We start from the raw sequence: 12,743 nt of genomic DNA, 5'->3' as shown, positions 1-12,743 counted from the left end.
GTCACGATCCTGCCGCGTACGCCTCGGGACGCCGATCCCGCAGGTGCCCCATCGACCGCCGCGCGGCGGCCAGCACGCCCGGCACGTCGACGTCGCAGGCGGCGAACCCGCCCTCGACGCCGGTCGCGGCGAGGATCTCCCCGCCCGGCCCGACGATCTTGGCGCGGCCGACGAACCGCAGGTCGCCGAAGGCGCCCGACTGGTTCGCCGACACCCACACCACCTGGTTCTCCAGCGCCCGCGCCTGGTCGAACAGGTCGAACCGGCGGGTCCACCGGTCGTCGGCCAGATCGGGCGCGGGGTCGGTGCGGCTGGCGGGCCAGGCCGACACGCAGACGACGATCTCCGCGCCGTCGAGGGCCAGCGACCGGGCCGACTCGGGGAACGCCTTGTCGTAGCAGATCATCATGCCCATGCGCCCGGCCGGGGTGTCGAAGGCGGTGAAGCCGTCGCCGGCCGCGTAGCTGCGGTCCTCGCGCAGCGGCTGGTGGACCTTGCGGTGGTGGCCGAGCACGCCGTCGCCGGTGAGGCAGACGACGGAGTTGAACCGGGCGTCCCCGTCGGCCTCGCAGTAACCCGCGCAGATCACCAGGTCGCCGGCGATGCGGGCCAGGCGGTCGAGCTCCGGGCCGTCGCGGCGCAGCGCGGGCGGCCCGGCGGCCGAGCCGCCGAGGTCGGCCAGGTAGCCGCCCAGGCACGCCTCGGGCAGCGCCAGCACCGACACCCCCTCCGACCGGGCCCTGGCGGCCAGGGCCTCGATCACGGCGAAACAGGCGTCGAGGTCCCGGCCGAACGGGGCGGCGACGGCCGCGAGCCGAATGGTCATGCGTCCTCCTCAGGCCGTTCCGAGTCCCGTGACCGGGCCGTGCACGCCCTCCGTCTCCACCCCGTCGGGCCAGCGCAGCCGCACCCCGCTCCCGGTCACGAGCGCGCCGCACTCCGCCCCCGTCGCGGGCCCGGCGGGCAGCGCGGGACCTCCGGCGGTGAGCATGGCGAAGCCCGGGAAGCAGGTCAGCCAGTCGCCCATGGTCACCCCGGCGGGCCGGGGGACGCGGGCGGGTTCGAGCACCGCGCCGCAGCCGCTCGCCTCGGCGAGCATGCCGAGGGTGCCGGCGACGCCGGCCATGGACACGTCCTTGGCCGCGGCGGGCCGGGCGGCGCCGACCGCGCCGAGCATGGCGCGCAGTTCCCCGGTGGTGCGGGTGGAGGTGGAGTCCCACTGCCGGCCGGTGTACCCGGTCCGCCACCGGCCGCCGAGGTCGGCGGTCAGCCGTACCGGAAGCCCGGGACGCCCGCCCCCGCCGGGCACCGGCGACGCGGTGCGCCCGAGCGCGGTGACCGAGAGCGCGGCCGGCACCCCGAGCTGGGTGTGCCCGCCGAGGACGGGCACGTCGTAGGCGCTCGCCGCGCGCCGCAGCCCGGTCAGCACCCGCGCCGCGAACGAGGCGTCGCGGGCCCCGAGCGCGTCGAGCAGCCCGACCGGGGCGGCCCCCATCGCCGCGAGGTCGTTGAGGTTGACCAGCACCGAGCACCACCCGGCCCAGTCGGGGTCGCGTTCGACCATCGACGGCAGGATCGCGTCGCAGGCGGCGACCAGGTCGCCGCCGGGCACCGGCGCGGCGTCGTCGCCGACCCAGCCGCGCCCGCCGGGCGAGAGCCCGCGCAGCAGCGGCCCGAGCGCGGCCTTGGCCTCGGCGGCGCGGGCGAGCCGCCCGATGGGCCACCGCATCCGCTGGTGGGGCCGCCCGGCGACCCGCACGGGCCCGACCGGACTCCACCCGAGCCGGCCGAACAGCGGAACGGCCCGATCCTGGACGTCGGCCTCGAAGCGCAGCACCCCCGCCTCCTCGGCGTGCGCGCACGCCGCCCGCACCAGCGCGGCCCCCACGCCGGGAGCCCGGCGCAGCGCCGGGTCGACGACGAGCCGCGAGCCGCGCCACCAGCCGATGTCGGGCCCGTCCTCCTCCGGGCCGAGGCGCACCCCGCCCAGCACCGTCCCGGCGGCGTCGCGGGCCACCAGCACGACGGTGCGCGGGTCCTCGTCGCGGTGGTCGAGGTCGTCGTCGTCGAACAGGCCCTGCTCCTCGACGAAGACCCGGCGGCGCAGCAGCCGGTAGGCGTACAGGCGGCCGCGGTCGGTGGTCGCCTCGACGACGAACGGGGCGGGCGCGCGCCCGGCCCCGAGCAGGGCGGGCACGTCGAGCGCGGGGTGCGCGGGCGGTCCGGGCCGGCCCGGCAGCAGCACGTCGCAGACGGAGATCACGCCGTCACCCGCCCGCCGTCGCCAGGGCGCTGCACGCGCCGCAGGCCGCGCAGCCCGCGCCCTGCCCGGCGCCGGTCATCCCGGCGCCGCGCAACATCGCCGCCACCCTCTCGGTCACGTCGCGCACCAGTTCCGCCGGGGGCGCCGGTACGCCGTCGCGCCGCCCCAGCGTCCCGGCGAGCGGCCGGTAGGGCACCACGAAGGGGTAGACGCCCCGGGCGATCAGCTCGGAGGCGCCCGCGACGAGCTCGTCGGCCGACTCCCCCAGCCCGATGAGCAGGTAGGTCGAGACCCGGTTGCGGCCGAAGACGCGCACCGCCTCGTCCCAGGCCGCCCAGTAGTCCCGCAGGGGCGTCTCCGCCTTCCCGGGCGTCCAGCGCCGCCGGACCCCGTCGTCGAGCGACTCGACGTGGATGCCGATGGCGTGCGCCCCGGCCCGCCTCAGCTCCGCGATCCAGGCCAGGTCGGCGGGCGGCTCGCACTGCACCTGGACCGGCAGCCCCGGCACCGCCGCGAGCACGGCCCGGACCGACCGGGCCAGCACCCTGGCCCCCCGGTCGGGGCCCGAGGTGGTCCCGGTCGTCATGACCATCTGCCGCACCCCGTCGAGGCGGACCGCCGCGGCGGCCACCTCGGCGAGCTGCGCGGGCGTCTTGGCCGCCACGGTCGCGCCGGACGCCAGCGACTCCTCCACGGCGCAGAAGCGGCAGCGGTCCTCCTCGGCGTACCGCACGCAGGTCTGCACCACGGTCGTGGCCAGCACGTCGGCCCCGTGGAGCCGGGCGATCTTCTCGTAGGGCACGCCGTCGTCGGTCGTCAGGTCGTAGAAGCGGGGCCGCCGGACCGGCCGGACGGCCACCCCCAGGTCGGTGCCGCCGAGGTGGAGGCGCCCGTCGCGGACGACGTAGGGGCTGGCGGGGTCGAGGGGCAGCGCCGCGTTGGCGCCGTCGACGAGCAGGTGCCCGTCGTCCGACGGACCGGCGCCCCCGGTCCGCCGTACGGGCGCGTCGAGCCGGACCCCCCGGATGGCCACGTCGACGCGGGTCGAGACGCGGTCGGCCATCAGAACATGTACGTCGAGTTGATGACGGCGCCCTTGCGGGAGTAATGGATCAGCGCGTCCTGCACGTCGAGCGGGTGGGTCGGGATGACCCCCTCGATGAGGTCCTCCTCGCGCGCGCCGTGCAGCGACAGCCCGAACCGGCAGCAGAACACCTTGCCGCCCTCGGCGATGAACGTCTTCAGCGAGTTGTTGATGTTGTGCTCGCCGGGGAACGCCGAGTTGCCGGTCGTCGGGAAACCGCGCGTGGCCAGGCAGTTCAACGACCCTGGTCCGTAGAAGTAGATGGCCGACTCGAAGCCCTTGCGGAGCGCCCGGGTCGCCTGGAGGATCGCCACGAAGCTGACCGACGACTCGTGCGCGATGCCGTGCACCAGCGTGAAGTACGTCTCGCCGTCCTCGGCCTTGTAGTCGGGGAAGACCTTCGTCTCGCCGTAGAGGCTCGACCCGTCGGGCAGCGACGGGTGGGGGATCTCGGTGAGGCTGGCCTGCTCCAGCTCCGTCAGTTCGGTCATGTCGAAAGCTCCTATCCGTACAGCTTCTCGAAGGTGTCGTGGAAGACCAGCCGAGCCAGCTCGCCGTCCCCCACGGCGGCGCTGAGCCGGGCGTGCTCCCCGGGGTGGTCGCCCCAGGGTTCGTCGCTGGCGAACAGCAACCGGTCGTGGCCGAGGCCGCGCCGGTCGATCTCGTGGGCCAGCCAGCGCGGGGCGAACCCGATGGCCCAGGAGAGGTCGGTGTAGACGCGCTTGCCGGCCGCGACCCAGTCGAAGAACCGCGACCCGGCGAGCTTGATGTGGCCCGACGCGCCGCCGCCGAAGTGGACGAGGTGGATGGCGACGGCGTCGCCGTACCGCTCGACCAGGTGGGCGATCTCGTCGACGTCGGAGGCGGCCCCGGGCGAGGTGTGGACGTGCACGACCAGGTCGCCGTCGCGGGCGACGGTGAAGATCCGGTCGAGCAGCGCCCGGCAGGAGGGGTCGGCCGGGCGTCCGCCGAGCAGGAAGCTCAGCTTCAGCGCCCGGACCCCGGGCTCGCTGGCCAGGGCGAGCGCGGCGAGCGTGCGGGCCTCGTCGGAGGGCAGCGGCGAGACCCACAACCCGGCGCGGATCCGGTCGTCGCGGGCCGCGGCCTCGACGCACAGCTCGTTGAAGGAGAACGCGACGGCCGGGTCGGGCACGCCGTAGTTGGGGATCACCAGCGCCCGCTCGGTGCCCTCGCGGTCGAGGTCGCGCAGCAGCTCGGCAATGGTGGCGCGGGCGCCGACGTCGGGGCGGACCGGCGGCCCGCCGTAGAAGGGGTACGCGGGCAGGATTCCCAGGTGGCGATGGGCGTCTCGGATCATCACGTCCCCAGCAGCTCGGGGTGGACGTGGTAGCCGGACGCCGAGGGCGCGCGTCCGGCGAGGTGGGTGGCGATGTGCCCGGCGAGGTGCTCGGCGTCGCGGCCGACCCCCACGATGCGGCCGGAGCCCCACGTGTGCTGCCACGGCAGGCCGAGGAAGTAGAGACCGGGCCAGCGCGTCACCCCGCGTGTGTGGGCGGGGTAGCCGGTGCCGTCGAACACGGGCACCCTGATCCACGAGTGGTCCCGCCGGAAGCCCGTACACCAGACGACCGAGCCGATCTCGTCGGCGCGCACCGCCGAGGTCCCCGCCGGCGGCCGCCACACCGGCACGTAGCGCTCCTCCACGGGGGCGGCGATCCCGTTCGAGGCGATGTACGCGTCCACGGAGTCCTTGACGCCCTCGGAGACCGCGTCGGCGTGGTCGAGGTTGGCCTCCAGGTCGTCGGCGAACTCGAACCGGCCCCCGGTGATGCCGGTGAGCCGTCCGTGGAGGCGCATGCCCCGCAGGGCGAAGGCGCGCAGGTCGATGTCCCGTCCGCCGTCGCGCCCGGTCACGTAGTGGTTGGCGCGGGCCCGCACCGCGTCAGGGTCGTCGAACTCGGTGATCGGCCGGTCGTAGTGGCCCATCAGGTCGAGCCACTCGACCACGTCGCGCCCCCGGTAGCGGCGGGCGACCCGGGGCGCGGTGCCGACGGCCAGGTGCACGGTGCGCCCGGCCAGGAACAGGTCCTCGGCGATCTGGCAGCCCGACTGCCCGCTGCCCACGACGAGCACCGGCCCGCCGGGCAGGTCGCCGGGGGCGCGGTAGGCGTCGGAGTGCAGCGACGGCACGGTGAGCCGCTCGGCCAGGCGCGGCACGACCGGCGTCTGGTAGGGCCCGGTCGCGACCACCACCTGCCCGGCGGTGAGGACGCCCCGGTCGGTGGCGACGGCGAACCCGCCCTCGACGGCGGTCAGCCGGGTGGCCGTCACCCGCTCGCGCACGGGCGGCGCGAACGAGGCGGCGTAGTCCTCCAGGTAGGCGACGATCTCCTCGCGGACCATGAAGCCGCCGGGGTCGCCGCCCGCGTAGGGGTGTCCGGGCAGGTCGCACTGCCAGTTCGGGGTGACCAGGCAGAAGGAGTCCCAGCGCCGGGAGCGCCACGACTCACCGACGCGGCCACGCTCCAGCACGACGTGACCGACGCCCAGGCGGGTCAGGCAGTGGCTCATCGCCAGCCCGGCCTGCCCGCCGCCGACCACGACCACCGGGTGGGCGGAACCGTCGACTCTCATGCCCCTCAGTGCATGAGCGGGCCGTTGCCGATCGATGTCATCCGGAACAAATCCCCGTCAACGGGTGCGCACGCGCCGTGACGGGGCGTGGTTACTTGAGCAGCTTGCGGATCTTCTTCTTGGCGCGGTAGCCGTAGCGCAGCACCTTGGGCGGCACCTCGATGCGCAGCCGGGCGCGGCGGCGGGCGGCGGCGTGCTGGGGGCCGTCGAGCAGCGACGACGACGGGGTCAGGGCGCCCGCGCGGGCGGCCTCGACGAGCGCGAGGGTGCGGATCGCCCAGTCGTTGTGGGCGGCCTCGTGGAAGTAGTTGGCCGCGCACCACTCGGGGGTCGGGGTGCGGAAGCCGGCCTTGGCGAGGTCGTCGAGCGTGCCGAGCGAGCCGGAGCCCTCGAACACCAGGTTGATCATCTCGGCGCTGACCCCGAAGTCCGACAGCACCAGCAGCGGCACGCCCTGCGCGATGGCCTCCAGCGCCGCCGTGGAGGAGACGGTGACGAAGCCGTGGGCGCGGGCCAGGTGCTCGTGCATCGGCCCGGCCTCGAACGACAGCAGGCCCGCCGGGACCCGGCCCTCGGCCGCCATGGTGTTCCAGAGCCGCTCGTAGTGGTGCTTCTCGTTGTGGGTCTGGCGTTCGTCGTCGCGGGCCCGCAGCTTGACGACCACCCGCAGGTCGGGCCGGGCCTCGGCGAGCACCTTCAGCGACAGCAGCACGCTCTCGCGGTCGTCGCGCCGCACCGGCACCTTGGCCTGGGTGGCGAACACGACCCGGTCGCGGGTCTCGCCGGCCGCGGGGTGGCCGGTGAGGTCGAGGTAGGGCAGCCGGGCCAGCGCCACCTGGCCGCCGCCGCCGAGCCGCCGGGCGATCTCGCCGAACTCCCGCACCTCGCGGCCGGAGTGGAGGATGAACAGGTCGCAGCCGCTGCGGTAGATCCAGGCCTTCTCGGTCGCCGGGACCGAGATGCCCGGCAGGCCGGTGACGAACACCGGGCGCGGCTTCAGGCCGGCGAGGACCTCGCTGACCAGCGCGTCGACGACCGGGCCGGTGCACGACACCAGGATCACGTCGGGGCGGAACCGTTCGGCGGCCTTGCGCAGCGCCCGCGCGCCGAGCGTCGGCACGTCGTGGAATCGGGTGCCGCTCACGGCGGCGGCGATCTGCGACTCGGAGGGCGCGATGGGGGTGCGCACCACGGCGAGTTCGAGCTTCCAGTCGCCGGGCGCCCCTGCGACGAGCCCCGCGGCCCATTTCAGGTAGGAGTCGGAATCGGCCACGGCGAAAACGCGGATCAAGGAGCGACTCTTTCGTGTGCGAACAGCTGGAGGTGGGAGCGGAGCGACGGGCCCGCCGAGGCGGTCCACCATTCGTCGGGGACCTCGACGGTCTCCACCGAGACGCCGCGTGCCCGCAGCAGGATACGGAGAGAGGTGACCGCCGTCGACGGAAGGCTGAGCACCCGCTGGCCGGGACGCAGGTCGCGCAGCGTCATCTCGGCGGGCGCGCCGCTCTCGTAGACCGTGACGCCGTCGATGCGGCGGACCCGGTCGAGGTCCTTGGGGTCTTCGCGGCGGTGCGGGTAGTAGGCGACGGGCTCCTCGAGCCCGGTCAGCCACTTGACGTAGGCCTCGCGGTGGATGAGCCCGTTGCGCACCAGCGAGGTGCCGAGCACGACGGTCTTCTCGGCCGGGGGGCGCCTGCCGGGCTGGCTGCGCAACCACGGGAAGTCGTGCCGGACGACGGCCGCGCCCAGGTCGCGGACGGCGTCGGCGACCTCGTCGGGCACCGGCAGCGCGGTGAAGACGGTGAGGCGGCCGCGGCGGGCCAGGCGGCGCAGCCGCAGCCCGGCGACCGTCCCCATGGCGGTGCGCGCGGCGCCCGGCACGGCGCGGGCGCGCAGCAGCGGGCGGCGGCCGGCGAGCAGTTCGAGGAGCCGGATGGTGGCCAGCCCGTCGTCGACGAGCAGCAGGCGGCGTACCGGAGAGGTGAGCAGGCTCAGCTGGACGCGGCCGGAGAAGGCGTCGCCGACCGCCCACGACCGGCCGGGCTTGGGCATCTTGGCCGACGGCTCGGCGAAGCTGAGCCCGTCGGGCAGCGCCAGGCGGGCGATCTCGTTGCGGGTCAGCCGAAGCGCGGGCAGGCCCGAACGCGGAACGACGACGGCGTCGTCGCCGAGCAGACCCGCGTGCTGCGCCTCGATGACGCAGAGCAGTTGCAGCGGGGACTCGACCCACGCGACGGACGAACCGCCATTACTCGCAGAACTCTCCATGGACCCGTTCACGACGGGCTCACGGTAGCCGCCGATCGCAACAGGACAGGGAACGACGGGTGAACAGCCGAATACGTGAACCCCCGGATCTCATGTGACTCACTGTCCCGGAGCACTTAGAACGGTGCAACCGGTTGGCCGAATCAACTACGTATCGTGCACGGTCCGCTGCTAAATGTACGTTTTCGCAGGTGTAACAGCGGCAATGATCTGCCCCATGCTGAAGAGGAGTCTCGCGTGCGGCCTCGCCCTGGCCTTCCTGGCGGCGCCGCTGACCATCACGCCGGCCACCGCCAAGTCGGGCCCGAAGTCGAGCCCGAAGGCGTCCGCGAAGGCGGCCGTGAAGGCTCCTCCGAACGTCGTCTTCATCCTCGCCGACGACCTCGACACGGCCGACCTCCACCGCTTCCCGAACATCTCGCGGCTGGCGTCGAGCGGGACCACCTTCTCCCACTTCTACGTGACGAACCCGTGGTGCTGCCCGTCGCGCTCGTCGATCCTGCGCGCGCAGTACATCCACAGCCACGGCGTGACCAGCAACCGTTTCCCCACCGGCGGCTTCCCCAGGTTCAAGCCGCTGGAGGAGAGCACGATCGGCACCTGGATGAAGGCCGCGGGCTACCGCACGGCCCTGTTCGGCAAGTACCTGAACCAGTATCCGAGCCCCGAGGTGCCGCGCACCTACATCCCGCCGGGCTGGGACGAGTGGGCGGTGCCGGTCACCAACCTCTACCGCGAATACGGCTACGCCCTCAACGACGACGGCATCATCGTCGAGCGCGGCGAGCAGCCGGAGGACTACCTGACCGACGTGCTGGCCCAGAAGGCCGCCGGTTTCGTGCGCCGCAGCGACCCGTTCTTCCTCTACCTGACGCCGACCGCGCCGCACCGCCCGGCCAACCACGCGCCGCGCCACGCCGACGCCTTCGAGGGGGTCAAGGCGCCGCGCACGCCGTCGTACAACCAGCGGGACGTGTCGGCCGAGCCGCTGTGGGTGCAGCAGCGCGGGCGCATGTCGCCGAGGGTGAAGCGCAACATCGACCAGATGTACCGTGACCGGCTGCGCTCCACGGCGGGCCTCGACGACCTGGTCGGCACGGTCGTCGCGGCGCTGGAGGAGGCCGGCAAGCTCGACGACACCTACATCTTCTTCGGCTCCGACAACGGCTTCCATCTGGGGCAGCACCGGCTGCGGTCGGGCAAGACGACGCCCTACGAAGAGGACATCCGGGTGCCGATGATCGTGCGCGGGCCGGGGGTGCCGGCCGGGCGGGTCGACACCTCGCTGGGTTCGACGGTCGACCTGGGGCCGACCTTCGCCGAGCTGGCCGGGGCGCAGGTGCCGGGCTTCGTCGAGGGCCGCTCGCTGGTCCCGCTGCTGGAGGGCCGCCGGGTCCCGTGGCGCGACGCGGTGCTGGTGGAGTTCGACAAGCCCGACTACGCGCCGGGCTGCCCGCCCACCTACCGGGCGCTGCGCACCGAGACCCACGCCTACGTCGAGTACGCCACCGGCGAGCGCCAGCTGTACGACATGATCGCCGACCCCCACCAGCTCACCAACCTGGCCGCCACCGCCGACCCGGCGCTGGTCGCCGGCCTGTCGGGCCGCCTGGCCGCGCTGCACGCGTGCTCGGGGGCGGGGTGCCGGGTCGCCGATACGATTTTGGGCGAACGCTCAGATTTCCCCCCGTCAGGAGTGCAATGGATCGGCCCCCGCCCCCAGAACGCGCCGCATGTGATCGGCTGAGCCCCGGCTTCGGCCACCTCATCCGGTCGGCCGCCACCCTGGAACGCCTGATCGACAAGGCGCTCCAGGAGGAGGTCGGGATCACCCACGTGATGTTCGAGGTGCTGCTGCGCCTCTACCGCGACCACGGCGCCTGCACGGCGATCAACTCGCTCGACCTGACCCTCACCAGCGGGGGCATGACCCGGCTGCTCGACCGGATGGAGAAGGCGGGGCTGGTCACCCGGGGCCGCCACGAGGGCGACCGGCGGGTGACCCTGATCCGGCCCACCGAGCTGGCCTCGGAGATCTTCCTGCGCGCCGTCGACGTGCACGTCCGCGTCGTCGACCGCCACTTCGACGCCCCGCTGTCGGTCGCCGAGCGGGAGACCCTGCGGCGGGCGCTGGCCCGGCTGGAGGAGGTGCTCACCGAATAATTTCCCTGCACGGGAAGATATTGCATGAGAAGAAGGTTGTTGGGCAACATGAGTGCCATGACAACCGAGAGCGCCCTCGACGCCACCGGGCAGGATCTCCTGTTCCGCGACGCGCGGACCGCCAACACCTTCACCGACGAGCCCGTCTCCGAGGAGACCGCGCACGCGATCTATGACCTGATCAAGTGGGGCCCGACCGCGATGAACAACCAGCCGCTGCGCATCGTCTACGTCCGCTCCCCCGAAGCGCGGGCGCGCCTGGTCGAGCACATGTCACCGGGCAACAAGGCGAAGACCGCCACCGCGCCGCTGGTCGCGATCCTGGCCGCCGACGTCGACTTCCACGAGCACCTGCCGCGCACGTTCCCGCACTTCCCCGGGGCGAAGGACGCCTTCGCCGACCGGGACGGCCGGGTCGAGTCGGCCCGCTTCAACGGCGCCCTGCAGGTGGGCTACTTCATCGTCGGCGTGCGCGCCCACGGCCTGGCCGCCGGGCCGATGGCCGGGTTCGACAAGGCCGCCCTGGAGAAGGAGTTCTTCCCGGAGGGCCGGCACGAGGTGCTCGCCGTGGTCAACATCGGCAGGCCGGGCCCCGACGCGTGGTACGCCCGCAACCCCCGCCTCGACCTCCACGAGGCCGTGACCACGATCTGAGCCCGCTCCCACCCCAAGTGGCCCATCTCCCACAGCGAGATGGGCCACTTGTGCTTTATGACTGGGAGCGCTCCCAACTGCGGGTATGTACTTTTTGTCGATTCATGTCCATTTCTACGCCTCTAACCGTTACAGGAGTAACAGTTAGGTTTCGGCATATTGACGGGTGCGTTGCCCATAGTGGACTCTTCGTGGGAGCGCTCCCAACCTGCTGAGCAGTCGGGGATCGGCCGGGAGCCCACCTTCTGTCACAGATTCGGGAACCACCTGAGAGGGGTCCGGAATGATGAACAACACGCGCCGCGGTGTGCTCGCGGCCGTGGCCGCAGGGGCGCTGGCCTTCACGGCCGCTGCCTGCGGCGGCGACGAGGCACCCGCAGCGGCACCTAGCGCGGGCGGCTCCGCGGCCCCTGCACCTGCAGAGAAGATCGAGATCACGCTGAACACCTTCGGCGGCGGCGAGAACTTCGCCTACGACGACGCGGTGGCCCAGTGGAACGCCGCGAACCCGAACGTCCAGGTCAAGTACGTCAACCTGACCGACCGGTTCGAGGACACCTACCTGCCGCAGGTCCTCCAGTGGCTGGAGGCCGGCAGCGGCGCCGGCGACATCATCGCCATGGACGAGGGCGCGATGGGCCTCATGGCCGCCCGCCCGCAGTACTTCGCCGACCTCGGCCAGTACGGCCTCGACAGCCGCAAGGCCGACTTCCCCGCGTTCAAGTACGACGTGGGCGTCAACACCGAGGGCAAACTGTTCGCCCTCGGCACCGACATCGGCGGCATGGCCATGTGCTACCGCACCGACCTGTTCGAGAAGGCCGGCCTGCCGACCAACCGCGACGAGGTCTCCAAGCTCTGGCCGACGTGGAACGACTACCTCGAGGTCGGCAAGAAGTTCAAGGCCAAGGTCCCGGACGCGGGCTTCGTCGACGGCGCCAACACCGTGTACAACTCGGTGCTCGCGCAGGAGGCCGGCAAGAACGGCGGCCTCTACTACTTCGACAAGAGCCAGGCCCTCGTGGTCGACAAGAACCCGGGCGTCAAGGCCGCGTTCGACTACGTGCAGTCGCTCAGCTCCGCGGGCCTGACCGCCAAGCTCCGCTCCTGGAGCGAGGAGTGGAACACCGCGATGCAGAAGGGTGGCTTCGCCACCATGGGCTGCCCGTCGTGGATGCTCGGCGTGATCTCCGGCACCTCCGGCGAGTCCAACGCCAAGAAGTGGGACGTCGCGGCCGTGCCCGGCGGCTCCGGCAACTGGGGCGGCTCCTGGCTGATGGTGCCGTCGCAGAGCAAGCACCCGAAGGAGGCCGCCGACGTCCTGAACTTCCTGACCGGGAAGGACGGCCAGGTCGCGGCGTTCAAGGAGGGCGGCAACTTCCCGAGCTCCATCCCCGCGCAGCAGGACCCGACCGTCGCGGACGCGAAGAACGCGTACTTCAACGACGCCCCGAGCGGCCCGATCTTCGCCGCCTCGGTCGCGCAGCTCGCGCCGGTGTTCTTCGGTGAGAAGCACGCCCAGGTGAAGGCCGCCGTCGAGGAGGTCCTCGTGGGCGCCGACCAGGGCTCCGTCAAGTGGGACGAGGCCTGGACCCGATTCGTGGAGGAGGGCGTGAAGGCCGCGGGCTGACCCCCCGGCCGTGCCCGACCGGCCCCTGCACCGAGGGGCCGGTCACTCACTTGAGCGGCCGGATCCCCCCGGCCGCTCCTTCCACG

General features: G+C 73.0%; 12 protein-coding genes. 4 read left to right on the top strand and 8 right to left on the bottom strand.

Features of this window, described 5'->3' with window-relative positions; genetic code table 11:
* Position 1 precedes the first annotated feature (1 nt).
* The 8 genes from AW274_RS17940 to AW274_RS17905 form a co-directional block, all read right to left on the bottom strand.
* Entirely contained in the window at positions 2-826 is an 825-nt protein-coding gene (locus AW274_RS17940; protein ID WP_062433351.1) for a carbon-nitrogen hydrolase family protein, read from the bottom strand.
* A 9-nt stretch (positions 827-835) separates the two neighbouring features.
* The gene (locus AW274_RS17935) at positions 836-2,263 is read right to left on the bottom strand and encodes an MSMEG_0567/sll0787 family protein (RefSeq protein ID WP_232320167.1); all 1,428 of its coding nucleotides are present in this window, start codon (positions 2,261-2,263) and stop codon (positions 836-838) included.
* A 4-nt stretch (positions 2,264-2,267) separates the two neighbouring features.
* Positions 2,268-3,326: an MSMEG_0568 family radical SAM protein gene (locus AW274_RS17930; protein ID WP_062433347.1), complete on the bottom strand. Its 1,059-nt coding sequence runs from the start codon at positions 3,324-3,326 to the stop codon at positions 2,268-2,270.
* Complete coding sequence (locus AW274_RS17925) at positions 3,326-3,838, bottom strand: MSMEG_0572/Sll0783 family nitrogen starvation response protein (protein ID WP_062433344.1); 513 nt, start codon at positions 3,836-3,838, stop codon at positions 3,326-3,328. Before AW274_RS17925 ends, AW274_RS17930 begins: the two co-directional genes overlap by 1 nt.
* Before the next feature lie 11 nt (positions 3,839-3,849).
* Positions 3,850-4,665 (bottom strand): amidohydrolase family protein, encoded by an 816-nt coding sequence (locus tag AW274_RS17920; protein ID WP_198169264.1) that lies wholly within the window; start codon positions 4,663-4,665, stop codon positions 3,850-3,852.
* Entirely contained in the window at positions 4,665-5,942 is a 1,278-nt protein-coding gene (locus AW274_RS17915; RefSeq protein ID WP_062433338.1) for an MSMEG_0569 family flavin-dependent oxidoreductase, read from the bottom strand. Before AW274_RS17915 ends, AW274_RS17920 begins: the two co-directional genes overlap by 1 nt.
* A gap of 91 nt (positions 5,943-6,033) precedes the next feature.
* On the bottom strand, positions 6,034-7,233 hold the full coding sequence (locus tag AW274_RS17910) for a DUF6716 putative glycosyltransferase (RefSeq protein WP_232320166.1): 1,200 nt from the start codon (positions 7,231-7,233) through the stop codon (positions 6,034-6,036).
* Positions 7,230-8,210: a hypothetical protein gene (locus AW274_RS17905; RefSeq protein ID WP_062433334.1), complete on the bottom strand. Its 981-nt coding sequence runs from the start codon at positions 8,208-8,210 to the stop codon at positions 7,230-7,232. The genes AW274_RS17910 and AW274_RS17905 overlap by 4 nt, the downstream gene beginning before the upstream one ends.
* Before the next feature lie 217 nt (positions 8,211-8,427).
* On the opposite strand from AW274_RS17905, the gene AW274_RS17900 reads away from it, so the two are divergent.
* The 4 genes from AW274_RS17900 to AW274_RS17885 all read left to right on the top strand — a co-directional run bounded on the left by AW274_RS17900 (position 8,428) and on the right by AW274_RS17885 (position 12,657).
* On the top strand, positions 8,428-9,957 hold the full coding sequence (locus AW274_RS17900) for a sulfatase family protein (RefSeq protein ID WP_062433330.1): 1,530 nt from the start codon (positions 8,428-8,430) through the stop codon (positions 9,955-9,957).
* A complete protein-coding gene (locus AW274_RS17895) occupies positions 9,912-10,373 on the top strand; it encodes a MarR family winged helix-turn-helix transcriptional regulator (protein WP_062433328.1) in 462 nt (153 codons plus the stop codon). The genes AW274_RS17900 and AW274_RS17895 overlap by 46 nt, the downstream gene beginning before the upstream one ends.
* Before the next feature lie 57 nt (positions 10,374-10,430).
* Entirely contained in the window at positions 10,431-11,027 is a 597-nt protein-coding gene (locus AW274_RS17890; RefSeq protein ID WP_083974419.1) for a malonic semialdehyde reductase, read from the top strand.
* A gap of 283 nt (positions 11,028-11,310) precedes the next feature.
* A complete protein-coding gene (locus AW274_RS17885) occupies positions 11,311-12,657 on the top strand; it encodes an ABC transporter substrate-binding protein (RefSeq protein ID WP_062433321.1) in 1,347 nt (448 codons plus the stop codon).
* Positions 12,658-12,743: the final 86 nt, after the last annotated feature.

It is taken from the genome of Herbidospora daliensis (assembly GCF_001570585.1).
GTDB lineage: Bacteria > Actinomycetota > Actinomycetes > Streptosporangiales > Streptosporangiaceae > Herbidospora > Herbidospora daliensis.
The sequence above is the reverse complement of the archived record's forward strand: the minus strand, read 5'-3'. Positions and strand labels throughout refer to the sequence as shown.